Consider the following 22,629-nt stretch of genomic DNA (forward strand, 5'->3'; position numbering starts at 1 on the left):
TCCCGTCCTGTCCCGCCCCGCCCCGCCCCGCCCCGCCCCGAGCCGAGGAGTCCCATGCGCCCAGCACATCGGTCCCGGCCCGTCGTGGAGTATGAGAGCCCGCGGCTGAGCATCCTGCACGTGCTCAACCGGGTGCGCATGAGGATGCTCGACATCCAGGTGTGGGACGTCGCCGGGACGATGACCTTCTACGCGGTCCTGTCCCTGTTCCCCGGGGCGGTGGCCGTGGTGTCGATGCTCTCGATGCTCGGCATCGGGCGGGAGTCCGTCGAGGCCGCCGCCACGATGGTGCACGAGGTCTTCCCGACGCTCGATCCCCGTCCGTTCGTCTCCGCCATCCTGGCGGTCTCGACCACCAACGGCGGTCTCCTGGGCCTCGCGCTGGGCACCGCGGGCTCGCTGCTGTCGGCCTCCAACGGGGTCGCGGCCTTCCATCGCGCCCTGCACCGGGTCTACGACACCCGCGAGGGCAGGCCCTTCCTCTGGTTCCGCACCATCGTGTTCGGCGAGACCGTGCTGATCGTCGCCGTGGCGCTGCTGGCCCTGTCGATGCTGGTGATCGGCTCCGACGCCTCGCAGAGGCTCGGGGAGCTCATCGGGATCCCGCGCGTCGCCTTCGTGGCGTGGAACATCGTGAAGTGGCCGATCCTCCTGATCATCCTCATCATCGGGGTCTCCCTCGCCTACTACCTGTTCCCCAACGTGAAGCTCCCGCGCTACCGGCTGATGACCCTCGGGTCGGTGGTGTCGGTCCTGATGCTCTTCGGCTCCGCGCACCTGCTCGGGCAGCTGATGGTCTACGCGACGCGCTTCACCGAGGTGCTCACCGTGCTCAACGGGCTGATCGGGATCCTCCTGCTGCTGTGGCTGGGGAACATCGTGATCATCGGGGGCGCGGCGCTGGACGCCGAGTTCCTGCGCGCCCGGCAGATCGCCAGCGGCCTCGAGGCGTGGCACACGATCGTGCTGGACTCCCATGCCACCCACACCCTGGACTTCCTGGCCGAGGATGCCGCGGAGGCCGAGCGCATCGGTCGCGCCGTCGCGCTCTCGGCGCGCGACGGCGCGCCGCTGCGCCGGGAGCGCTCCGTCTGGATCGTCGACGCCGGCAGCGTCCTCGCCGTCAACCCGCCCCGTCGGCACCGCGTGACCAGCCCGTCCCAGAGCGGCCCGACGAGCTCCGCTGCCGCCGACGATCCGGATCGCACCGCAGACGATGATGCCGACCGAGGTGCCGGAGCGTCTCCTGAGTCCTCCGGGTCCTCGGTCGGCGCGATGCAGGAGGACGTGCCAGACTCTGCGTCGGACCGACCACCAGCCCGCCCAGGAGATCCCCCCGCATGACCGTCCGCCCCATCACCATCATCGGCCACCGCGCTCTCGAGCAGCGCACCCGCCGGGTCCGAGAGGTCACCGACGACATCCGCACCCTGGTGGCGGACATGCTCGAGACCAACGACGCGGCCGACGGGGCCGGGCTCGCCGCCCCGCAGGTCGGGTCGCGCTGGCGGATCTTCGTGTACTCCTGCACGGACGCGCAGGAGCAGCTGCGTCGGGGCGTCGTGATCAACCCGCGCCTCGAGCGCTTCGGACCGCTCGAGCTCGACGAGGAGACCATCGAGGGGTGCCTGTCGGTTCCCGGCGAGGGCTTCCCCACGGCCCGTCATCGGGGGGCGCGCGTGACCGGGATCGACCTCGAGGGCAACCCCGTCGTGGTCGAGGACGAGGGGGGCGTCCTCGCCCGCTGCCTCCAGCATGAGGTGGACCACCTCGAGGGCTCGCTGTACGTCGATCGCCTCTCCCCCGCGCGGCGTCGCGAGGCACGGGACGCGGTGAGCGCCCGCGGCTGGCGCGCCCGCGGGCTGATCTCCTGGGATCCTCGCGAGATGACCGCCGACAAGGTCTGAGACGCCCTCCCGGGCACGCATCAGGGGCGCGCTCCCGGGGAGTGTGAGCCACAGCCCCTCCTGAACTCCTTCCCGACCGGCCCTCCCACCGCGGCGCCGACTATCCTGGGACGCATGCCCCGACCGCGCCTGACTCGTCGCCATGCCCTGATGATCCCCGCCGTGTCCGCCGCGGGGGTGTGCGCCCTGGCCGGGTGCGGACCGGACGACCAGGGGTTCGGCGATGCAGATCCCGTGCCCGCCGAGGACGACGGCGGCATCCCGCTCGACGAGATCCCCGAGAACGCGAGCACGCTGGTGAACTTCGGAGGCGAGCGGCCCTTCGCCCTCATCGTGCGCGGTGCCGGGGAGGAGATCACCGCGTACTCGGGGTACTGCACCCACAACGGCTGCGCGCTGTCGATGGCGGGGGACGAGCTGGACTGCCCCTGCCATGGCTCCCGCTTCGACGCCTCCAGCGCAGAGGTGCTCGAGGGGCCCGCCGAGAGTCCTCTGCCGGCCCTCACCGTCACCGTCAGGGACGGTGCCCTCTACCGTGACGCCTGATCCCTCGTCGGCGGAGTCCGAGCTCCCGTCGGAGCTGAGCTCGGCCTCCGGCGCTGCGCGACCTCAGCGGGAGATCGTCTCGTTCGTCCGCCGCGGAGACCGCCTCTCCTCGAGCCGCCAGGACGCCTGGGACCGTCTCTCCGGTCGCTATCTGCTCGATCTTCCGCGGGGCGAGCGCGACACCCTGCCCGCCCCGGGAACGACCCTGGACGTCGAGGAGGTCTTCGGGCGGCGCGCTCCGCTGGTGGTCGAGGTCGGCAGCGGTCAGGGGGAGAACATCGCCGCCGCGGCGGCCGCCCGCCCGGATCGCGATCATCTCGCCGTCGAGGTGTACGTCCCCGGGCTGGCGCAGACCCTGGACCGCATCGAGCGGGCGGGTCACCCGCAGAACATCCGGCTGCTCCCGCTGGACGCCCAGCGCAGCCTGCCGGTCCTCCTCCCGCCGTCGTCGGTGCAGGAGCTGTGGATCTTCTTCCCCGATCCGTGGCACAAGTCCAAGCATCACAAGCGCCGTCTGGTGAATCCTCCCTTCCTGGACGCGGTGCTGCCGCTGCTCTCCGACGACGGGGTGCTCCGCCTGGCGACGGACTGGGCGCAGTACGCCCATCACATGCGCGAGGTGCTGGATGCCGACCCTCGCCTGAGGAGCCTCCATCCGCACGGACCCCGTCCTGAGGGTGAGCCGAGCGACCCGGTCCCCGAGCACATGCCCTCCCGCGGCTGGGCGCCGAGGTTCGAAGGTCGTGTGAAGACGAGCTTCGAGAGCAAGGGACGGCGGGCCGGACGTCTAATATGGGATCTGGCGTACGCACCGGTCCGCTGACCGGGGCGGCGTCCTCTTCCTGTCCTCCTCCACCATCCCGTGACACTCCCGGACGTGCCAGCGCGCACCCGATGAGAGCGAGCCCGCCATGACCACACCCGATGACGTCGAACTGCCCTCGGACTGGGAGGACGGGGACTCCCCCGAACCCGGCGCCCGCCGTGGGCGCCGCGCAGCGCTGATCGCCCTGGCCGTGGTCGCCGCGCTGGTGATCGGAGTCGGCATCGTCGTCGGCGGATACCTCAACTCCCTGCGCAACGAGTACAAGAAGATCACCACGGTGGAGATCACTCGCGGGGCGTCCGACGGCGAGGCGCCGGAGGCGATCGAGGGGTCCGGCCAGAACTTCCTGCTGCTGGGCTCGGACAAGCGCAGCGAGGAGGATGCGGTCTCCGAGGGCGTCTACGGTCAGCGCTCGGACGTCATGATGCTCGTGCACGTCTCCGACGACGGCCAGAGCGTGTACATCATGTCCTTCCCGCGCGATCTCTACGTGGACATCCCCGGCTTCGGCAAGGACCGCATCAACGCGGCCCTCGCCTTCGGAGGCGTCAGCCTCGCGGTGACCACGGTGGAGAACTATGTGGGGGTGCCGATCGATCACGTGGCGCTGATCGACTTCGACGGCATCCAGGGTCTGGTCGACACCCTCGGCGGGATCGACGTGGAGGTGCCGATCTCCTTCACCGCCGGCGACTTCGAGTTCACCGAGGGGACCCAGCATCTGAACGGCGAGGAGGCCCTCGCCTTCGTCCGCTCCCGCAAGCAGTTCTCCGACGGCGACTTCCAGCGCAACCGCAATCAGCAGCTGGTGCTGAAGGCGATCGCCGCGGAGCTGATCAGCCGGGACACCCTGACGGATCCTGCGAAGCTCCGCGAGACCGTCTCCTCGATCGCCCCCTATCTGACGACCGACGACGGCCTGACGCCGACGGCGATGATCGAGCTGGGCCTGTCGATGCGCGACATCCGCACCTCGGACATGTACTTCCTGGCCATCCCCCACGGCGATCCGTACACCACCAGCGGAGGCGCCTCCGTGGTCGCGACGGACGAGGACGGCATGGACGTCCTGCGGGAGGCCCTGCAGGACGACACCGTCGGCACCTATTACGCTGAGAACGCCGGCACGTACTGACGCCCTGCTGACCGGGGCGGCGGCTGCGCCCGCCGCCCGACCGTCGTCGCCTGCACCGTCCGACCGCTCTCCGCATCCGTCTTCCGCCCGGAGGTTCCCATGGCCAATCCGCTCGTCAAGATCATCGTCCCGATCGCCGGTGTCGCCGCTGGCATGGTCGGCAGGAAGGTCGCCACTGCCGGGTGGGGCGCGGTCTTCGGTGAGGATGCGCCCACCGCCAAGGCCCAGAAGGCCTCGGCGAAGGCCACGGCCAAGCAGCGCAAGCAGGCGAAGAAGGACGGCCTCGGCAAGGACGAGATCGCCGGGATCACCGATCCGATGCAGGAGCAGGCGCTGTGGAAGATCGCGCTGTGGACGCTGATCTCCGGAGTGCTGCTGCAGGGACTGCGACAGGTCGCCCAGCGCGGCGCCAAGCGAGGAGCTGAAGCGGTCACGGAGCGGCGCCCGCGCCCCAACCGGGGCTGAGCCCCAGCGCACAGCGCGCCCGACGCCGCAGCGCCCGCCGTCCCCAGAGGGGAGGGCGGGCGCTGCGGCGTCCTGGATCGTGCGCTCAGAACTCCGACACGTCGGTCCCGGGGTGGAGGGTGTCCAGCGCATCGCCGGTCACGAGGAAGCCGACACGGCGGACCAGCGAGACGGCATGGTCGCCCAGGCGCTCGTAGAACCGGATCAGGAGCGTCACGTCGATGACCTGGCGGTTGGAGTAGCCGTCGCCCCTCCCGATCTCGCGGGAGATCTCCAGCAGCAGCTCGTCGAGCTGGTCGTCGTTCTTCTCGACCTGTGCGGCGAGCGCGAGATCCCGCTCGGCGATGACCTGGGAGGCGTCCTTCAGAGCGGCCTCGGCGATGGTGGACATGCGCCGGATCTGGTCGCGGTGCTGCTCGGGGACGGCGGGCTCCGGATGCGTGCGGCGCGCGACGAGGGCGATGTGCGTGCACAGATCGCCCATGCGCTCGAGCGAGGAGCTCATGCGCAGCGCCGCGACCAGCAGGCGCAGGTCCGTGGCGACCGGGTTCTGGCGCGCCAGCAGCTCGACGATCTTCGCATCGAGGTCGTTCTGTCGCTGATCGATGTGGACGTCGGCCGCGATGACCCGCTCGGCGAGGGCCAGGTCGCCCTCGAGCAGGGCCTCGGTGGCGTCCTCGAGGGCCGAGCCCACCTTGTCTGCCATGTCGACGAGGTCGTCGACGAGATGCCGCAGGTCGCTCTGGTACGCCTCGCGCATGGTGTGCACTCTCCTTGGTTCGGGATGTCCGCCGCCCGAGTCTGGCAAGAGCGGGTGAACGGAGACGGTTCCTCGGTGAACTCCCGGTGCAGTCCGGATGAACTCCTGCCCCGCTCCTCGCCCTGACGGGGCGCGGCAGTGCGGGGCACGGCGCTCGTCGGCCTAGGCTGTCCTCGTGCCCCTGTCTGTCCTCCTCCTGCTCGCCGGTGTCATCGGCCTCGTGATCGGCTGCGCCGCCACGCTCGCGATGACTCGGTCGGAGGGGCGGCGCTCACGCGCTCCCGAACTTCCGCCGCCGGTGGTGCCTGAGCCTGCCGCGGAGGTGCTGTCCATCCTCTCCTCGGCCTATGTCGTGCTCGACACGGCCGGGGACGTCCTGCGCGCCTCCCCGCTGGCATACTCCTACGGGATCGTGCGCGCAGCGGGCAACGACTACCCGCGGCTGGCGAACAGCGAGCTGATGGAGCTCGCCGCCGATGTCGGCCGCAACGGTGGCTACCGCGACGAACGGCTCACGCTGCGCCGCTCCAGCCAGGCTGACTCGGACACCGACGCCGTGATCGACGTGCGCATCGGTGCGCTCGGCGAGAGCGGGGTGCTGCTGCTGGCCGACGACCTCACGCGCGCCGTGCGCGTGGAGGAGACCCGGCGGGACTTCGTCGCGAACGTGTCGCATGAGCTGAAGACGCCCGTCGGTGCCATCATCCTGCTGGCCGAGACGATGGAGGACGCCGCCGAGGACCCTCAGGCCGTGCGCCGCTTCGCCGAGCGCATGCAGACGGAGTCGCAACGGCTCTCCCGTCTGGTGCAGGAGATCATCGAGCTCTCGCGCGTCCAGGGCACCTCCGCGCTGCCCGATGCCAAGCCCGTCGAGATCGACGACGTCGTCGAGGAGGCGGTGCGCCAGAACCGCAATGTGGCGATGGGCCGACGCATCGAGCTGGCCTCGGGCGGGACCGGCGGGCTGCGGGTGTTCGGTTCGCAGACGATGCTGGTGACCGCACTGTCCAACCTCGTCGCCAACGCCATCAGCTACTCCGATGCCGACACCCGCGTAGGGATCTCCGTGCGCCGCGACAGCGGCATGGTCGAGCTCTCCGTCAAGGACGAGGGCATCGGGATCTCCAAGGAGGATCTGGAGCGGGTCTTCGAGCGGTTCTTCCGCGTGGACCGCGCCCGCTCGCGCGAGACCGGGGGCACCGGCCTCGGTCTCGCGATCGTCAAGCACATCGCCGCCGACCACGGCGGCGAGGTGACAGCCTGGTCCCTGCCCGGGCAGGGCTCCACCTTCACCCTGCGCATCCCCGAGATGGGACGCACGGGGACGGTCACCGCCAGCGGCGCCGAGGCGTCGAGAAAGGGAAACTGAGATGACCCGCATCCTGATCGTGGAGGACGAGGAGTCCTTCTCCGATCCGCTGTCCTACTCCCTGCGCAAGGAGGGGTACGAAGTCGCGGTGGCGGACAACGGCGTCGACGGCCTGCGGATCTTCACCGCCCATGGCGCCGACCTGGTGCTGCTGGACCTCATGCTCCCCGGCATGAGCGGGACCGAGGTCTGCCGGGAGATCCGCCGCACCTCCTCGGTCCCCGTCATCATGCTGACGGCGAAGGACGACGAGTTCGACAAGGTGCTGGGCCTCGAGCTCGGGGCCGACGACTACGTCACCAAGCCGTACTCCTCCCGGGAGCTCCTGGCCCGCATCAAGGCAGTGCTGCGCCGGGGACAGGACTCCGCGGACGTCGAGGAGTCCACCACCCTGTCGACCGCGCACATCACGATGGACGTCGAGCGCCATGTCGTGCGCGTCCACGGCGAGGAGGTGCAGCTGCCGCTCAAGGAGTTCGAGCTGCTGGAGATGCTGCTGCGCAACGTCGACAGGGTGCTCACGCGCGGCCAGCTGATCGACCGCGTCTGGGGTGCCAACTACGTCGGCGACACCAAGACGCTCGACGTCCACGTGAAGAGGCTCCGCGCGAAGATCGAGGACGACCCCAAGAATCCGGTGCACCTGGTGACGGTGCGCGGTCTGGGGTACAAGTTCGAGTCCGGCGGCGCCTGATCCTCTGATCGGCCGGTCTGCGGCGCGCTCGCACCACAGACCCCCAGCACGACGACGGCGGGCCCGGGAGATCGCTCCCGGGCCCGCCGCCGTCGTGCTGGCTGGATGCTCAGCCCTCGATGCCGGCCTCCGCCTCGCCGTAGTACGCGAGCGAGGTGTCGGTCACCGGCAGGGTGATCTCGGTGGTCAGCGCACCGGAGGTGACGCTGAGCTCGATGACGTCGCCGGGCGCGGCGGTCAGGTTCTCGACCGGGACGGGCTGCTGGTCGGCCTGCGAACCCAGCTGGACGGCGCCGCCGGCGGGGACGGAGACGGTCGCGGTGAAGACCGAGGCTCCCTCGTCCAGACCCTCGAGGCTGACGGTCGCGGCCTCATCGGTGTAGTTCACGACCGAGGCGAGCAGCTCCGCGGAGCCGTCGTCCGCGACGACGACGATCGCGTTGCGCACACCGAAGCTCGGAGAGCTGGCGTCGGACTCGATGAGGTTCGCGTTCGTCCCGTCGGCGGCCTGATAGAACTCGTGGGTCTGGACCGGGTTGACATAGGTGCAGCCGGTCGCCGCGAGGGCGAACCCGAGGGCGGCGACGGAGAGCGCGAGACGGCGAGGACGACGCACGGAGTACTCCTGTTCGATCCCGCGGCGAGCGCAGGACATGGGGCGGGACAGCGCTGACAGAGTACCTCACGACAGGGCGTCATCTCCCCTGCGTCCGGGGGAAGTCCCGAGGATCACGTCGATCGACCAGCACCGACCGTCGGTCCCGACACCCCGGCCCCTCCAGCATCCCGCCCCTTCTCAGCACCCCCATCGGCTGCTTCCGTCACAAAGGCGCGAATATTAGCACAGGCCACCGGTGATAGACTGGTGCCCGGAAAGGGGACCAGCCACATGAATTTTGCCGTCGGCGAGACCGTCGTCTACCCGCACCACGGTGCAGCGCTCATCGAAGAGGTGAAGACCCGCACCATCAAGGGTGAGGACCGCACATACCTCAAGCTCAAGGTCGCCCAGGGCGACCTGACCATCGAGGTCCCCGCCGACAACGTCGACCTGGTCGGCGTGCGGGACGTGGTCGACAAGGAAGGCCTCGACGAGGTCTTCGAGGTGCTTCGCCAGCCCTACACGGAGGAGCCGACCAACTGGTCCCGCCGGTACAAGGCGAACGTGGAGAAGCTCGCCTCGGGCGATGTCAAGAAGGTCGCCGAGGTCGTGCGCGACCTGTGGCGCCGCGATCAGGATCGCGGCCTCTCCGCCGGAGAGAAGCGCATGCTCGCCAAGGCCCGCCAGATCCTCGTGTCCGAGCTCGCGCTCGCGGAGAAGACCGACGAGGCCAGCGCCGAGTCGATCCTCGACGAGGTCCTCGCCTCCTGACCGGCGTCCCACCCGTGCCAGACATCGCTGCGACGGCCGTCCCCGACGGGGGCGGCCGTCCGCTGATCCGCCCTGTCGTCCTCGTCGGCGCCGTGGCCGCCTCGGGCGCCTCGCGCGAACGGGTGCTGCCTGCGCTGGCCCCGCTCGGCGGATCCACGCTCCTCGACCGCCTGCTGGGCACGCTCGCCGACGCCGGGCTCCCCCGTCCCCTGCTCGCCGCGGACACGGCGACATCCCCGGAGCTGCGGGCAGCGGTCGGCGATCGGCTCCGGGTGGTCGCCGCTTCAGGATCCCGCCGCGCGGTGCTGGCTGCCGCGGCCGCGGCGATCGACTCGCCCTGGGTCCTCGTGCACGAGGCCGAGCGGGCCCTCACCCCGCTGCGCGTCCTCCTCGACGTCCTGGCCGAGCACGCCGACAGGTGCGTGCGCTCCGACGAGGCCGATGCGGTCCTGCCTGTCGTGGACATGACGGACTCCGTCAAGCAGATCGTCGACGACGGGCTGCGCAACATCGACCGTTCGACCCTCGCCGGGCTGCAGTGCCCGCGCGTCCTCCGCCGCGATCTGCTGCTGGCAGGTGCGCCGTCGGATCCTGGGGCGCCGTCGGATCCCGATGATGAGATCCTCGCCGCTCTCGCCGCCGGTGCGCGCGTGCGCACCGTGCAGGGCTCGCATTCGGGCTTCGCGGTGGTGGACAGGCTGAGCCTGTGGCAGGCGCAGATCGCGCTGGGCCTCGCGCGGGACACCTCCCACCGGCACGGGCTCGCGCGCGGCGCCTGAGGTGCACCCGGCGCCTGAGATGCGCGGGGCTGTCAGCTGCGGCGGCTGCGCCAGACTGCGCGGAACTCCTCGGCCATGCGCCGGGGCTTGGACAGCGTCCGCACGGGAAGCGTGGTCGCGAGCTCACCGGGGTCGTCGCGCAGACGGCGCATCAGCCGCCCCGGCTTGCTGGAGATCCGCTGCTTCAGGTCCGGCAGATACGCCTCGCTGACATCCAGCCTCGTGACGGCGCCGCAGCCGGTGCACTGGATCTCGGAGACGAAGCGGCCCGCGTACACCACCACGTGCTCGGCCTCCTGGTCGCAGGCGGTGCAGCGCAGGAAGCTCTCCTCGACGGCCATCATCTTCTCCTCACCCGGACCTCAAACCTAGCGCCGTGACCACGTCCTGCGCCAGCAGCAGGTCCTGCGCGTAAGTGATCTTGAAGTTGGTCTCCTCCCCGCGCACCCAGGCGACGGGGATGTCCGTGTACTCCTCGGCGCAGGACGCTGTGTCGGTCCCGACGAAGCCGTCGCGCGCGGCCTGCTCGTAGGCGTCCAGGAGCGGGGCCGCGGCGAACCCTTGCGGGGTCTGCACCCGCAGCATCGTCTCGGGGCGGAACGGACCGGTCGCGAGCGCGGCCTCCGATCCGACGGGCGCGATCGAGGTCGCCGGGATCCCCGGCACCGCTCCCCCGACCTCGCGCGCGGCATGGAGGACGGCGGCGGCCAGCCCATGGGAGACCAGCGGGCGGGCGGCGTCATGGATCAGGACGGTGTCGATCGCTCCGGCGTCGATGCGGTCGGCGAGGTGCCGCAGCGCCAGCAGCTCGGACTCCTGGCGGGTGTCGCCTCCGGTGATGATCTCCAGCGGATGCTCCGTCTCCCGGGAGGCGACGAAGCGCGCGTGCTCGCGGTCCTCCGGGCGCACCACGAAGACCAGGAGCCCGATGCCCTCCACGGTCGCGAGGGTGTTCAGGCCCCAGCTGGCGATGCTGCGGCCGGCGAGCGGGAGGAACGCCTTGTTGATGTCTGCACCGACGCGGGTGCCGGATCCTCCGGCGAGGACGATGCCAGCGGCGCTCCCGCGCAGGCGGGAGGCGCGACGGTTTCGGGACTGGCTCACCCGGGCATCGTAGACGGCCCGCGGACCCGCGTGGACCCGTCGGAGTCCGACGTGGGAGAATCGACGTCCGCCGGTGGGTCCCCGCGCGTCCGGAGATTCCGGCCGCCTCTGCCGCGCGCACTGCCGCCGACCTCGTCAGGAGACCCCGCCCATGCTCACCATCGCCATCGTGTGCGGTGCCGGGATCGCGACCTCCGCGCTCGTCGCGGATCAGGTGCGCGATCATCTGACCGCTCGCGGGCTGGAGGCCTCCGTGGTGCAGGCGACCGTGATGGACCTGCTCTCTCCGCAGTTCACCGCCGATCTCGTGGTCAGCACCGTGGATCTCCCGGATGCCCTCGGCATCCCCCGCGTCTCGGGCATGCCGCTGCTGCTGGGCACGAGCCCCCACGTCACCTTCGCCGACATCGACCGGGTGATCGACGCGCTGGGCCCGCGCGGCAGCGCCGGCCCCGCCGCCGGAGGACCTCGACGATGAGCGGCTCCGCTCCGCACCTGTCGCCCCTTCCTCGCGTCGGGACCGGCGTGGACGTGCATGCCTACGCGCCGCCGGATGCGCCGCGGCCGCTGCATCTGGCTGCTCTGGAATGGGCTGGGGAACGGGGGCTGGCAGGTCATTCGGATGCCGACGTCGCCTGTCACGCAGCCTGCGACGCCCTCTTCTCCGCTGCGGGGATCGGCGATCTCGGCACCCATTTCGGCACGGATCGTCCGGAATGGGCCGGCGCCTCCGGCGCAGCTCTGCTCGCGGAGGCGGCGCGTCTGGTGCGGGAGGCGGGCTTCCGGATAGGCAACGTGTCGGTGCAGGTCATCGGCAACCGCCCGCATCTCTCGCGTCGCCGCGTCGAGGCCTGCGAGGCGATGAGCACGGCCGCCGGCGCACCGGTGTCGGTGTCGGGGACCACCACGGACCGGCTCGGTCTGACCGGGCGCGGAGAGGGCGTGGCCGCGATCGCGACCGCCCTCGTCGTCGAGGACCGGCCCGAACAGGCCAGCACCGGCACGGGTACGGGCACGGGCACGGGCACGGGCACGGGTACGGGCACGGGCACGGAGGCGAGCACACCGTCCGAGAGCACACACCCTCAGGAGGAGAGCCGATGAGCAGGACCGAGCAGGCAGGTGCCCCGCTGCCGCTGACCGCCGACGACGTCGAGGCCGCCGCCGCACGTCTCGCGCCCGTGCTGCGGCGCACTCCTCTGCAGCGCAGCGAGCGGCTGAGCGAGATCGCGGGCGTTCCCGTGTGGCTCAAGCGCGAGGACCTGCAGTCGGTGCGCTCGTACAAGCTGCGCGGCGCCTACCTGTTCCTCGCCTCGCTCGACGAGGATGCCCGCGAGGCGGGTGTCGTCGCCGCGAGCGCGGGGAACCATGCTCAGGGTGTCGCGCGCGCCTGCCGGGACCTGGGGATCAGCGGTCGCATCTACGTCCCGGGCACGACGCCCCGCCAGAAGCGCGACCGGATCATCGCGATCGGCGGTGACGCCGTCGACCTGGTCCTCGTCGGCGATACCTTCGACGATGCCGCCGAGGCCGCGGCCGACGACGCCGAGCGCACCGGCGCCACGCAGGTCCCGCCCTTCGATCATCCCCTGATCATGGCCGGTCAGGGCACGGTCGCCCTGGAGGCTGTCGAGCAGCTGCGCGCCGAGCACGGCAGGGAGCCCGCCACCGTGGTGCTGCCCGTCGGCGGCGGCGGACTGCTCGGCGGCTGCGGAGCCTGGCTGCGCGAGCGCACCCCGTCGGTGAGGATCGTGGGCGTCGAGCCTGCGGGCGCCGTCTCGATGGCGGCGGCGGTGCGGGCCGGGCGTCCCGTGACCCTCAACGAGCTGGATCGGTTCGTGGACGGCGCCGCCGTGCGCCGGGTCGGTGCGGATCCGCTGCGCATGGTGCTGGCGATGGCTCCGGAGCTGATCTCCGTCGAGGAGGGCGCGGTGTGCACCGAGATGCTCGAGCTGTACCAGGTCGACGGCATCATCGCGGAACCTGCTGGGGCACTGGCCGCGACCGCCGTCGCCACGGGCGCCCTCGGTCCCCTCCGACCTGAGATCTCGTCGGGCCCGACGCACGACGGGGCAGGTGCCGGTCCGGTCGGCGAGGGCACCGATGACGACGTCGCCCTCGATTCCGACGGCGACGTGATCATCGTGGTCTCGGGCGGGAACAACGATGTCTCCCGCTACAACGAGATCGTCGAGCGGTCCCTCGTCCATGAGGGGCTCAAGCACTACTTCCTGGTGACCTTCCCGCAGGAGCCGGGGGCGCTGCGAAGCTTCCTGGACAAGGTGCTCGGGCCGGACGACGACATCGTCCTGTTCGACTACATCAAGCGGAACAATCGCGAGGAGGGCCCCGCGCTGGTCGGCCTCGAGATCGGCGCCCCCGAGGACCTCGATCCGCTCATGGCGCGCATGGCCGCCTCCAACATGGAGATCGAGCGCATCGATCCCGAGGATCCGATGTACCGCTATCTCACCTGAGCGGCCGGAGCACCCTGAGCGGACAGCCGACCGACCTGAGGCAGCCGAGCGCATCGAGACTTCCGAGCGCTCGGAGGCGGCCGAGCGCTCCGACGTCGAGCGCCCCGCCCACCGCAGGGGTGGGCGGGGCGTCCGGGCATCTCATGGCGCTCAGGGCGCTGGGCGCGAGCTCCGCGGTCAGCGCTCCTCAGGCCTCGCGGGCCTCGACGGCGGAGCGGACGATGTCATCGAGTCCATGCTCAGACTTCCAGCCGAGGATCTCGGCGATGCGGTCTCCGGAGCAGATGAGCCGTGCGGGATCGCCGGCCCGACGGGGCCCGATCTCGGGGGTGATCTCGATGCCCTTCGCACGGGCGATCGCGTCGATCACCTCCAGGACGCTCGACCCCTCCCCCGTGCCGACGTTGAACACGCGGTGCGGACGGTCCTCGCCCCGCAGATAGTCCAGCGCGGCGATGTGCGCGTGGGCGAGGTCGAGCACATGGACGTAGTCGCGGATGCAGGTGCCGTCGGGGGTGTCGTAGTCGTCGCCGAAGACGATCGGCGCCTTCCCCTGCTCGAGGCGATCCAGGACGATCGGCACGAGGTTCATCACCGCGGTGTCCGCGAGCTCGGGCCAGCCGGCGCCCGCGACGTTGAAGTAGCGCAGGGCGACCGTGCGCATCCCGTGGGCGCGCTCGGCGTCGGCGAGCATCCACTCGCCGACGTACTTGGTGGCCCCGTAGGGGTTGATGGGCTGGGGGGTGAGGTCCTCGGTGACGAGGTCGACGTCGGGGACGCCGTAGACCGCGGCGGAGGAGGAGAACACCACATCGCGGATGCCCGCGCTCGCACAGGCGGACAGGACGTTGGCGAGCCCGCCGACGTTGTCGTGCCAGTACATCTCCGGGTTCTCGACCGACTCCCCCACCTGCTTGTGGGCGGCGAAGTGGATCACGGAGTCCGCCCCGGAGGCCGTGAGGTGGAAGGCCAGCTTCTCGGCCGCATCGGACTGGGTGACGTCGAGCTCGATGAGCTCAGCGCCCTCCGTGCGCTCGCGGAGACCCGTGGAGAGATCGTCCACCACGAGCACCCGCTCGCCCTTCTCCACGAGGAGTCGCACCACGTGCGATCCGATGTACCCGGCACCACCGATCACGAGAGTCGTCATGGCCCTGAGCCTACCGGCATCGGTCCGCCCGGAGCGGACCGTTCAGCTCCAGGAGCTGGCCACCGGTCGTCCCTCGGCGTATCCCGCCGCACCCTGCAGACCGATCACCGCGCGGTCCCGGAACTCCTCGGTCGTCGACGCGCCGGCGTACGTGTAGGAGGAGCGGACCCCCGCGGTGATCTCGTCCAGGAGGTCCTCGACGCCTCCGCGGCCGGCGGCGAGATACATCCGCGAGCTCGAGATGCCTTCCTCGAACAGGCCCTTGCGGGCGCGTGCGAACGCGTCCTCGTGCGCGGTGCGGTTCGAGACGGCGCGCTTGGAGGCCATGCCGAAGCTCTCCTTGTACCGACGTCCGTGCTCATCGACGCGCATGTCCCCGGGCGACTCGTAGGTGCCGGCGAACCAGGACCCGATCATGACGTTGGAGGCTCCCGCCGCGAGAGCGAGCGCGATATCCCTCGGATGGCGCACCCCGCCGTCGGCCCAGATGCTCCCACCGAGGCGCCGCGCCTCGGCGGCGCACTCGAGGACGGCGGAGAACTGCGGGCGTCCGACTCCGGTCATCATGCGCGTGGTGCACATGGCCCCCGGGCCGACGCCGACCTTCACGATGTCCGCTCCCGCCTCGATGAGCTCGCGAGTCCCCTCGGCGGTGACGATGTTCCCTGCGACGAGGCGGATCGGGGTGGAATCGCGCGGACCGAGCACCTGGCGGGCGATGCGCAGCGCTTCGATCATCCGGTCCTGGTGCCCGTGGGCTGTGTCGAGGACGATCACGTCGGCCCCTGAGGCGACCAGCGCCTCCACCCTCGAGGCGACATCGGCATTGATGCCGACGGCGACGGCGATGCGCAGTCGGCCCGCGGCGTCGACCGCCGGGCGGTAGATCGTCGAGCGCAGCACCCCCGTCGCGGTGAGCACGCCGCGGAGCGCGCCGTCGGCGTCGACCACGACGGCAGCGTCATCGTGGGTGGCGGCGATGCGTGCGTGGAGGATCGAGGGCTCGGCCTCGAGATCGGCCGGGCCGAGGACCAGGTGATCGGTGTTCAGGACGTCGCCGACAGCGGAGAAGGAGTCCCGTCCTGCGATCTCCGTGGCAGATACCACACCGAGCGGGCGCCGGTCGTCGTCGACGACCACGACGATGCCGTGGGGCCGCTTGGGCAGCAGCGCGGCTGCCTGGCCGAGAGTGCCCTCGGGCCCCAGGGTCAGCGGATGGTCGACGAGCAGGTCACGCTGCTTGACCGAGCGGATGATGGAGTCGATGCGCTCCGGCGAGAGGTCCTGGGGAAGCACGGCGAGCCCTCCGCGACGAGCCATGGTCTCAGCCATCCGACGTCCGGAGACAGCGGTCATGTTGGCTGCGACCAGAGGGATCGTCGTGCCGGTGCCGTCGTCGCTCGAGAGGTCGACGTCGAATCGGGAGGTGACCGCCGATCGCGCAGGCAGGAAGAAGCAGTCGTCATACGTCAGGTCGGTGGTCGGGGTGTGGATCAGGCGCATGGGCCCAGCCTAGGACGCCTCGTCCCGGCGCGCTCCGGAGCAGGACCGTTTCCACCGATCCGCACGACCTCCACGAGGCCCTCACGTCCCGAAGCGGCTCCGTACAGGAAAGAGAAGCGGACGAGAACCTAGGATGTCCCGCATGACGGATCCGTCCTCGGCCTCGTGGCGCAGACGACGTCGGGGAGGCAGGCATCAGCAGCCGAACCGGCGCGCTCAGCCGCGCCCGCAGACGCCCGAGGCCGCGAAGAAGAACCGCGACCAGGCGTTCGGCAGCTCGCGGCGCCCCTGGGTGGGGTCGTCGAGCCCCGCCTCCGCCTCCTCGGCTCCGACCGCGCCTGCTCTCCCGGGCGCATCCGCGTCGCCCGCCGGCGCCCCCGAGCCCCCTACCCCCGCAGCATCACCTGCACCTGCACCTGCACCTGCACCTGCACCTGCACCTGCACCTGCACCTGCACCTGCAGCATCGTCAGGCGAGGCTTCCGCTGCCGACGCCTCTTCACCAGGTGCATCCGCGCCCAGGACTGAAGCTGCTCAGCCCCCACGCGGGCACGGACGCCGCTCCGCCCGTCCCCTGGGCTCGTCCCCGACTGCACCGTCGGCGTCAGCCTCGGCGTCGGCCGGGTCCCCGACATCGGGGTCCGCCGCAGTCAGCTCCACCAGCCCAGGATCGACCTCGCCGTCCGACGCCTGGTCGACGGGTGCCGCTCCAGCGAGGGCGGCTGAGCGGCAGCGACATGCCGAGGCTGCGCCGGATCGGACCGAGCAGAGCGCCTGGACCGTCGCCGATCCCCAGTCGACGAGCGCCGACCCCTCGGCTCGTCCCGAGGCCCCGGCGTCGTCCTCGTCCGCGGCCGCGGCATCGGCTGCTCCGTCGCCGACGGAGCAGCGGGCTCAGATCCCCGCGAGCTCAGCGAGCTCGCGGGCGGTCCGTGCTCGACGCTCACCCCACAATGACTTCTCGTCCCCGAACCGCTGGGTCACGGACTCCTACGCCGCAGCGGCAGCGTCGAGCGGAGGCTCGGGGGGCGACGGCGGCTCCGGGAAGCCACCGCTCCCCCTGCGCAGGGACCGCGCGGAGCGCGATCGGGAGGGCTCACTGCCCGTGGTGGCGTTCTGGACGGTGATCACCTCGCTGATCCCCGGCACCGGACTGCTCACCACACGGCTCCGGACACTGGGCTGGACGCTCCTCGGGGTGCTCATCCTGGGGATCGTCGCCGTCGGCGGCTGGTTCATCATCGGCGACCCGCTGATGTCCCTCGTGGATCTGCTGACCCGGCGGTCGGTGATCGTCGCCCTGATGGTCGCCGCAGGCGTCGTGGGCCTCATCTGGATCCTCCAGGTCGTCCTGGCGAACCTGTCGCACGCCACTCTCCAGAGGCTGCGGGGCCGGCGCCGCGTCGCGTCCTTCGCGATCGCGGCCGTCATGGTCCTGCTGATCGCTGTCCCCTTCGGACGCGGAGTGCAGTCGCTGTGGGCGGCGCAGGGCCTTCTGGGCTCCGAGAGCGTGTTCGCCAGATCCGATCAGTCCAACAGCGTGATCTCCGAGGGCAAGGACCCGTGGGAGGGCGTCGGCAGGCTCAACGTCATGCTGCTGGGCCAGGACGCCGGCGAGGACCGCACCGGAACCCGCCCCGACACGATCATGGTCGCCTCCATCGACACCGAGACCGGTCGCACAGCCCTGTTCTCCATCCCCCGCAACCTCGAGAACGTCCGCTTCCCCGAGGGGACGGCGGCCGCGGAGGAGTTCCCCGACGGCTTCGACTACTTCGGCAAGAACCAGAACCTGATCAACGCCGTCTGGACCTGGGCCAGCGATCGCCCGGATCTGTTCCCCGGCGACGACGACCCCGGGCTGACCGCGACCACCTGGGCTGTCGAGGAGACTCTGGGACTGGACATCGACTACTACGCGATGGTCGACCTCGAGGGATTCGAGGATCTGGTCGACGCGATCGGCGGCGTCGAGATCGAGGTCGAGCGACAGATCCCCATCGGAGGAGGCACCAACCAGGCAACCGGGGGCAAGTATCCGATCACGGGGTACATCGAGCCCGGTCTGCAGAAGCTCGACGGCTATCACGCCCTGTGGTATGCCCGTTCGCGCGAAGGCTCCGACGACTTCGACCGCATCTGCCGACAGCAGCGCATGGTCCGCGTGGTGACCCAGGAGGCGGATCCGGCGACGCTCGCCCTGTCGTTCCCGAGCCTGGTATCGGCGACGGAGAAGAACATCGAGACGGACATCCCTGTCAAGGACCTCGATGCATTCGTGGATCTCGCGCTGAGGATCAAGGATGCCGGGTACAACTCGTACCCGATCACCGAGGACGTCACCCCCTCGTACAACGCGGACTGGGACTACCTCAAGAAGTGGGTCCAGGCCTCCATCGAGGACTCCGAGGAGAACGTCCAGACCGCCTCGGTCATCGACGGCTCCGAGGAGACCGACGCCGCCGCGGACTCTGACGGATCCGATGCCTCCGACGACGCAACCGCAGAGGACCCGTCGGCCGAGGAGACGGAGGAGCCCACCGAGGAGCCCACCGACGAGGAGACGACGACCGACGACGACGGGACCGGCTCCGAGTCCGAGTCCGACGTCACCATCGATGATGACCCGCTGAGCTCGTGCCTGCCCAGCTCCGAGCAGTAGGCGCGAGGCAGTCGCGCAGCGGCGGCGCAGCATCCTGACATCCGACGGGCCGCAGAGACGACGCCGAGGCAGGCTCGGCCCTGCGACCGTCGAAGCTCTCACGGGTCCCGGAGAGACTCAGAACGGCGGCGGACCTGCACCTGACGGTGCTCCGTCAGCAGCCCTCCGATCGGATCTCGAGGATGGCCCGGTGCTGCGCGGGGCCGGGGCCCCCACCGGCATCCCCGCCTCGCCCGCTCTGTCACGACGGTCGCAGTAGACCTGCCATGAATGCTCGAGCTCAGCGATCACGAAGAGGGTCCCGATGTCGACGTCGTCGTCGACGACGACCTCATCGGCTCCGGCCCCTTCCGGGCCGATCCTCCAGCGCGTGGACCCTGGATCGTCCTCCCGGTGCGCCAGACGCGTCGGGTCCAGCAGGCCGAGGGTCTTGTCGAGATGATGCTGCCAGCACAGGAGATGGAGGTTCTCGATCTCGGTGAGTCCGCCTGCCGCCGGGTCGCCGTGACGGAACTCCTCGATGTGATCGCACTCGGAGGCCCAGGAGACCGGACGGGTGCAACCCGGCACTGCGCATCGGGGCCCTCGAAGGCGCAGATGCTCCAGCATCGTCTGCGTCGGCTGATAGCGATCGGCGGGAAGCGGCAGGAAGGCGCCGCTCGTGGGATCCGTCAGGACCCGATGCCACACAGGTTCGCCACCCGCCAGCTCTCGGGCCATCTCCGCCGGAATCGGATGGCAGCCGTCGACCATGCCAGGGGCGTCCGACGCTCCGAGGAGCGTCATCACCGGGACGGTCACGTTCACCCTGAACCTCGGCGCAGGGATCGTGACCCCCTCGACATCCAGCTCGGCTCCCATCAGGAGCATCGATCGCAGAGTGTCCAGTCCTGTGGTCCGACCGGTGCGCGCGACCTCACCGTCCGCATCCCACGGGATCGCATCGCCGTCCCTGAGCGCTCTGCGCTGTGCGACCTGGATCGCCCGGGCGGCCTCGTCGAGCTCCTTCCAGCGGGCCAGGATCTCCGGGATCGCACCGCGCAGGATGATCGCCCCCGTGCCCGCCGCGCCATCGGTCGACAGCTCCACTCGCCGCACGGGCCCGGTAACGGTGCGGTTCTCCAGTCGGTCGCGTTCGGCGAGGAGCGCCACAAGAGCTCGCAGGAGAGTTACGAAGCGCTCCGCGGTGATGTCCACGGACCACGTCGAGACGACGAGGTCGACCAGTCGCTGAGGGGCCGCCTTCAGCTTCCGCGAGATCCGAAGCATGGTGGAGAACCACCATGACGGGAACTCGCCCCGTTCCATGAGATCGAGGCAGCGGACGAAGCACCGCACCGCTCGCGCCGCGTCCTGCAGCTCCCGCTGCGCAGCATTGTCCGTGACGCGGAGCGCGAGGGCCGCGCGAACAGTGTCGAGGGGATCGATGGGATCGAGGTCCCGCTCCGTTGCCGAGTCGCCGTCGGATCCGGACCGGGCGGTCTGCCCGGAGTCCTCCGCCGCCTCCTCCGCGACGAGCAGCGCATCCAGCGCACGAAACCGGCCAGCGAGGGACGATGCCGACGACTTCTCCGCATCCCAGACCGCCTGCGCGGCAGCGCTGAGCACAGGATCCTCAGCGGCTCCGGCCCGGGCCGGGAGGTCGCCCCTGCTCAGCGGACGACGGGCACGCACCACTCGAAGCCGGCGAGGAAGGCTCGCGAGGAAGGCCTCCTCGGCGGCAGCAGCGACCGTCGGCCCGCTCTCCGCCTGCGGGGCACCACGATCCTCAGGCCGCCCCGTGCTCTCCTGCACCACCATTCCTCACACCCCCTCCCTCAGCCCGAACCCACCGGCTCCGAAGATTGATCTCCGTCACCGACCTCGAGAATCTCATCTACTGCCACCACATTAATGGTTCCACGCTTCCCTCGAGGAGGTATGTGGAAAATCCGAACAGCCTCCCCAAAGGAGCCCGACATGAGATCGGCACGACGTCGCCCCAGCTCACCATGGCTTCAAGCGCACTGAACATAGGCGCATCGCACGGCCAGGAATGCCGCCGTCGAATATTGGGGAGGAGTATTGGGGAGGACTATAAGGGAGGAGTATTGGGGATGAACTGAAATCGACAGGTCAGACAGGAGTGAAGGGCCTGGGGTCCACCCCGTGCGGTCCGAGGCCCGAGGACTTGCCCGAGGCTCGGCGGCCTCCTCGCCCCGAGCACGCTCCGTTCCGGGATCCCGGGACGACGCGCCGAGGAGCCATCCGACGCGCCGGCGAGCCTTCTGACGCCGCAGAGACGTCAGAAGGCTGCGCGCATCAGGAGGATCGGGGTGGCCGACAGCCGCGCGAGGGCGCGGAGCAGCTCGGGAGGATCAGCCTGCGACCTGGAGGAGCGCGTTCTCGATGAGCTCCGGCATCGCCGGATGGATCCAGTACTGGGTACGAGCGATGTCGCGGGCGGTCTGCCCGGTGCTCATGGCCTGGATGAGCAGCTGGATGAGAGTCGTCGCCTCAGGGCCGACGATGTGGGCGCCGAGGATCCGCGTGCTCTCCGCGTCGACGATCAGCTTGGCGAATCCGGTGGTGTCCTCCATGGCCCATCCGTAGGCGATGGAGGCGTACTCCTGCACGGCGACGGCGACGTCGAAGCCCTCCACGGCGGCCCGCTCCCGCGCGGCACGCTCGGTCAGTCCCACCCAGGCGACCTGAGGATGGGTGAAGACTCCGTGAGGCACCGGCATCGTGTCCGATCGGCGCAGCGACTCGGGGTGGAGGACGTTGTGGCGGACGATGCGCAGCTCATGGTTCGCGACGTGCTTGAGCTGGTGCGGGCTGGAGATGTCCCCCAGAGCCCAGATCCCGTCGAGCACCGTGGATCCCGCGTCGGCCGCAGGATCCGACCCGTCGGCCGCGATCCTCGGCGCGGCCTCTCCTCCACCGCTCGTCCTCGATCCGAGGACCCGCTGATGGGCGTCGACGCGGACTCGTCCTGCGTCGTCGACAGCGATTCCCGCCTGCTCGACGTCGAGCAGGTCGGAGTTGGGGCGTCGGCCTGTCGCGACGAGGATCTCCTCGGCCTTCAGCACGACGTCCTCCCCTCGCCCGGGAGACGTGCTGCGGTGGCCATGGAGCTCGATGCCCACTGCCGTGCGGCGCACCTGGGTCGTCTCGAGCTCCGTCTCGAGGCGGATGCGCTCGCCGAGGATCTCCGTGAGCCGTGCGGAGACGTCGCGATCGGCGCGACGCAGCACCCGCGAGGAGCGGGCGACGAGAGTGACCTCGACACCGAGCGAGGAGAGCACATGGGCCATCTCCACAGCCACGACCCCAGATCCGAGGATGATGAGCGAGGACGGCAGCTGCTCCACGCGCATGATCGTGTCCGAGGTGTGGGGCGCTGCATCGGCGAGACCGTCGATCGGCGGGATCGTCGGCCGGGAGCCGGCGCCCAGGACGATGACGTCCGCCGTCACCTCCTCGACGGAGCCGTCGGTGAGCTCCACCGAGAGGGTCCGTGCGGCGGTGAAGCGCGCCGTGCCGCGCAGAAGGGTGAGGTTCGCATTGTCCTCGTGGTCGCGCCGATACTCCTCCCCGCCCTGCGAGATCGGATCGATGCGCCCGAAGATCCGGTCCCTGATGTCGGGCCACCGCACCGTCTCGAGCTTCTCGTCGACCCCGAAGCGGGAGGACTCCGCGGGAGTGCGGGCGAGATCCGCGGTATGCACGAACATCTTGGTGGGGATGCAGCCGAGGTTCAGACAGGTCCCGCCGAAGACTCTGTCGGGGCCGACACCGCGGTCGATCTGGACGATGCTGCGGCCGGCCAGATCCGGACCCGGGAAGGAGTTGACGGAGCCGGAGCCGACGAGGGCGATGTCGTAATGGGTCACCGTCC

General features: G+C 70.4%; 22 protein-coding genes. 14 read left to right on the plus strand and 8 right to left on the minus strand.

The window, feature by feature from the left end; translation table 11 throughout:
• The first annotated feature begins 54 nt into the window (after window positions 1–54).
• The 6 genes from ACZ5AJ_RS09665 (at window position 55) to ACZ5AJ_RS09690 (ending at window position 4,879) form a co-directional block, all read left to right on the plus strand.
• The gene (locus ACZ5AJ_RS09665) at window positions 55–1,344 is read left to right on the plus strand and encodes a YihY/virulence factor BrkB family protein (RefSeq protein WP_464133459.1); all 1,290 of its coding nucleotides are present in this window, start codon (window positions 55–57) and stop codon (window positions 1,342–1,344) included.
• Window positions 1,341–1,907 (plus strand): peptide deformylase, encoded by a 567-nt coding sequence (gene def / locus ACZ5AJ_RS09670; RefSeq protein ID WP_464133462.1) that lies wholly within the window; start codon window positions 1,341–1,343, stop codon window positions 1,905–1,907. Before ACZ5AJ_RS09665 ends, def begins: the two co-directional genes overlap by 4 nt.
• A gap of 114 nt (window positions 1,908–2,021) precedes the next feature.
• Window positions 2,022–2,453, plus strand: coding sequence for a QcrA and Rieske domain-containing protein (locus tag ACZ5AJ_RS09675; RefSeq protein ID WP_464133465.1), 432 nt, complete (start codon window positions 2,022–2,024; stop codon window positions 2,451–2,453).
• Entirely contained in the window at window positions 2,443–3,276 is an 834-nt protein-coding gene (gene trmB / locus ACZ5AJ_RS09680; protein WP_464133470.1) for a tRNA (guanosine(46)-N7)-methyltransferase TrmB, read from the plus strand. Before ACZ5AJ_RS09675 ends, trmB begins: the two co-directional genes overlap by 11 nt.
• Window positions 3,277–3,364: 88 nt before the next feature.
• Window positions 3,365–4,414 (plus strand): LCP family protein, encoded by a 1,050-nt coding sequence (locus ACZ5AJ_RS09685; RefSeq protein WP_464133474.1) that lies wholly within the window; start codon window positions 3,365–3,367, stop codon window positions 4,412–4,414.
• A gap of 99 nt (window positions 4,415–4,513) precedes the next feature.
• A complete protein-coding gene (locus ACZ5AJ_RS09690; RefSeq protein WP_464133477.1) occupies window positions 4,514–4,879 on the plus strand; it encodes a DUF4235 domain-containing protein in 366 nt (121 codons plus the stop codon).
• Between the two features lie 85 nt (window positions 4,880–4,964).
• On the opposite strand, the gene phoU is transcribed toward ACZ5AJ_RS09690, so the two are convergent.
• Window positions 4,965–5,639: a phosphate signaling complex protein PhoU gene (phoU, locus tag ACZ5AJ_RS09695; protein WP_464133480.1), complete on the minus strand. Its 675-nt coding sequence runs from the start codon at window positions 5,637–5,639 to the stop codon at window positions 4,965–4,967.
• Window positions 5,640–5,814: 175 nt separating this feature from the next.
• Here phoU and ACZ5AJ_RS09700 point away from each other — a divergent pair, with 175 nt between their 5' ends.
• The gene (locus tag ACZ5AJ_RS09700) at window positions 5,815–7,008 is read left to right on the plus strand and encodes a sensor histidine kinase (RefSeq protein WP_464133483.1); all 1,194 of its coding nucleotides are present in this window, start codon (window positions 5,815–5,817) and stop codon (window positions 7,006–7,008) included.
• Between the two features lies 1 nt (window position 7,009).
• Entirely contained in the window at window positions 7,010–7,702 is a 693-nt protein-coding gene (locus ACZ5AJ_RS09705) for a response regulator (RefSeq protein WP_464133485.1), read from the plus strand.
• Window positions 7,703–7,811: 109 nt separating this feature from the next.
• Here the strand turns inward: ACZ5AJ_RS09705 and ACZ5AJ_RS09710 are convergent, their stop codons facing one another.
• Window positions 7,812–8,318, minus strand: coding sequence for a hypothetical protein (locus tag ACZ5AJ_RS09710; RefSeq protein WP_464133488.1), 507 nt, complete (start codon window positions 8,316–8,318; stop codon window positions 7,812–7,814).
• A 273-nt stretch (window positions 8,319–8,591) separates the two neighbouring features.
• On the opposite strand from ACZ5AJ_RS09710, the gene ACZ5AJ_RS09715 reads away from it, so the two are divergent.
• Complete coding sequence (locus tag ACZ5AJ_RS09715) at window positions 8,592–9,074, plus strand: CarD family transcriptional regulator (RefSeq protein ID WP_464133490.1); 483 nt, start codon at window positions 8,592–8,594, stop codon at window positions 9,072–9,074.
• 14 nt (window positions 9,075–9,088) lie between these two features.
• Complete coding sequence (locus ACZ5AJ_RS09720) at window positions 9,089–9,853, plus strand: 2-C-methyl-D-erythritol 4-phosphate cytidylyltransferase (RefSeq protein ID WP_464133493.1); 765 nt, start codon at window positions 9,089–9,091, stop codon at window positions 9,851–9,853.
• 32 nt (window positions 9,854–9,885) lie between these two features.
• Here ACZ5AJ_RS09720 and ACZ5AJ_RS09725 read toward each other — a convergent pair whose 3' ends face one another.
• Window positions 9,886–10,197: a hypothetical protein gene (locus ACZ5AJ_RS09725; protein WP_464133496.1), complete on the minus strand. Its 312-nt coding sequence runs from the start codon at window positions 10,195–10,197 to the stop codon at window positions 9,886–9,888.
• Window positions 10,198–10,204: 7 nt separating this feature from the next.
• Window positions 10,205–10,957 (minus strand): IspD/TarI family cytidylyltransferase, encoded by a 753-nt coding sequence (locus ACZ5AJ_RS09730; RefSeq protein WP_464133499.1) that lies wholly within the window; start codon window positions 10,955–10,957, stop codon window positions 10,205–10,207.
• Window positions 10,958–11,108: 151 nt separating this feature from the next.
• On the opposite strand from ACZ5AJ_RS09730, the gene ACZ5AJ_RS09735 reads away from it, so the two are divergent.
• From ACZ5AJ_RS09735 to ilvA, 3 genes are read left to right on the plus strand one after another with little or no spacing between them, the layout of a single operon-like run.
• A complete protein-coding gene (locus ACZ5AJ_RS09735) occupies window positions 11,109–11,435 on the plus strand; it encodes a PTS sugar transporter subunit IIB (protein ID WP_464133503.1) in 327 nt (108 codons plus the stop codon).
• Entirely contained in the window at window positions 11,432–12,061 is a 630-nt protein-coding gene (ispF, locus tag ACZ5AJ_RS09740) for a 2-C-methyl-D-erythritol 2,4-cyclodiphosphate synthase (protein WP_464133506.1), read from the plus strand. The genes ACZ5AJ_RS09735 and ispF overlap by 4 nt, the downstream gene beginning before the upstream one ends.
• Window positions 12,058–13,434: a threonine ammonia-lyase IlvA gene (gene ilvA, locus ACZ5AJ_RS09745; RefSeq protein WP_464133510.1), complete on the plus strand. Its 1,377-nt coding sequence runs from the start codon at window positions 12,058–12,060 to the stop codon at window positions 13,432–13,434. Before ispF ends, ilvA begins: the two co-directional genes overlap by 4 nt.
• A 187-nt stretch (window positions 13,435–13,621) precedes the next feature.
• Here ilvA and galE read toward each other — a convergent pair whose 3' ends face one another.
• Window positions 13,622–14,584 carry a UDP-glucose 4-epimerase GalE gene (gene galE / locus ACZ5AJ_RS09750; protein ID WP_464133514.1) on the minus strand — a complete coding sequence of 321 codons (963 nt, stop codon included), beginning with the start codon at window positions 14,582–14,584 and terminating at the stop codon, window positions 13,622–13,624.
• 42 nt (window positions 14,585–14,626) lie between these two features.
• Complete coding sequence (locus ACZ5AJ_RS09755; protein WP_464133517.1) at window positions 14,627–16,087, minus strand: GuaB1 family IMP dehydrogenase-related protein; 1,461 nt, start codon at window positions 16,085–16,087, stop codon at window positions 14,627–14,629.
• Window positions 16,088–17,195: 1,108 nt separating this feature from the next.
• On the opposite strand from ACZ5AJ_RS09755, the gene ACZ5AJ_RS09760 reads away from it, so the two are divergent.
• Window positions 17,196–18,749, plus strand: a complete 1,554-nt coding sequence (locus tag ACZ5AJ_RS09760) for an LCP family protein (protein WP_464133520.1) — start codon at window positions 17,196–17,198, stop codon at window positions 18,747–18,749.
• Between the two features lie 117 nt (window positions 18,750–18,866).
• Here ACZ5AJ_RS09760 and ACZ5AJ_RS09765 read toward each other — a convergent pair whose 3' ends face one another.
• Entirely contained in the window at window positions 18,867–20,543 is a 1,677-nt protein-coding gene (locus ACZ5AJ_RS09765; RefSeq protein ID WP_464133522.1) for an HNH endonuclease signature motif containing protein, read from the minus strand.
• Between the two features lie 563 nt (window positions 20,544–21,106).
• On the minus strand, window positions 21,107–22,624 hold the full coding sequence (locus ACZ5AJ_RS09770; protein WP_464133526.1) for a mycothione reductase: 1,518 nt from the start codon (window positions 22,622–22,624) through the stop codon (window positions 21,107–21,109).
• Between the last annotated feature and the right edge of the window lie 5 nt (window positions 22,625–22,629).

The sequence above is a fragment of the Brachybacterium zhongshanense genome, from assembly GCF_055385755.1.

Excerpts from the sequence above, each read along its gene's own strand:
- ACZ5AJ_RS09665 (WP_464133459.1), top strand. The coding sequence starts at position 55 with ATGCGCCCAGCACATCGGTCCCGGCCCGTCGTGGAGTATGAGAGCCCG.
- def (WP_464133462.1), top strand. The coding sequence starts at position 1,341 with ATGACCGTCCGCCCCATCACCATCATCGGCCACCGCGCTCTCGAGCAG.
- ACZ5AJ_RS09675 (WP_464133465.1), top strand. The coding sequence starts at position 2,022 with ATGCCCCGACCGCGCCTGACTCGTCGCCATGCCCTGATGATCCCCGCC.
- ACZ5AJ_RS09685 (WP_464133474.1), top strand. The coding sequence starts at position 3,365 with ATGACCACACCCGATGACGTCGAACTGCCCTCGGACTGGGAGGACGGG.
- ACZ5AJ_RS09690 (WP_464133477.1), top strand. The coding sequence starts at position 4,514 with ATGGCCAATCCGCTCGTCAAGATCATCGTCCCGATCGCCGGTGTCGCC.
- phoU (WP_464133480.1), bottom strand. The coding sequence starts at position 5,639 with ATGCGCGAGGCGTACCAGAGCGACCTGCGGCATCTCGTCGACGACCTC.
- ACZ5AJ_RS09705 (WP_464133485.1), top strand. The coding sequence starts at position 7,010 with ATGACCCGCATCCTGATCGTGGAGGACGAGGAGTCCTTCTCCGATCCG.
- ACZ5AJ_RS09715 (WP_464133490.1), top strand. The coding sequence starts at position 8,592 with ATGAATTTTGCCGTCGGCGAGACCGTCGTCTACCCGCACCACGGTGCA.
- ACZ5AJ_RS09725 (WP_464133496.1), bottom strand. The coding sequence starts at position 10,197 with ATGATGGCCGTCGAGGAGAGCTTCCTGCGCTGCACCGCCTGCGACCAG.
- ACZ5AJ_RS09735 (WP_464133503.1), top strand. The coding sequence starts at position 11,109 with ATGCTCACCATCGCCATCGTGTGCGGTGCCGGGATCGCGACCTCCGCG.
- ispF (WP_464133506.1), top strand. The coding sequence starts at position 11,432 with ATGAGCGGCTCCGCTCCGCACCTGTCGCCCCTTCCTCGCGTCGGGACC.
- ilvA (WP_464133510.1), top strand. The coding sequence starts at position 12,058 with ATGAGCAGGACCGAGCAGGCAGGTGCCCCGCTGCCGCTGACCGCCGAC.
- galE (WP_464133514.1), bottom strand. The coding sequence starts at position 14,584 with ATGACGACTCTCGTGATCGGTGGTGCCGGGTACATCGGATCGCACGTG.
- ACZ5AJ_RS09755 (WP_464133517.1), bottom strand. The coding sequence starts at position 16,087 with ATGCGCCTGATCCACACCCCGACCACCGACCTGACGTATGACGACTGC.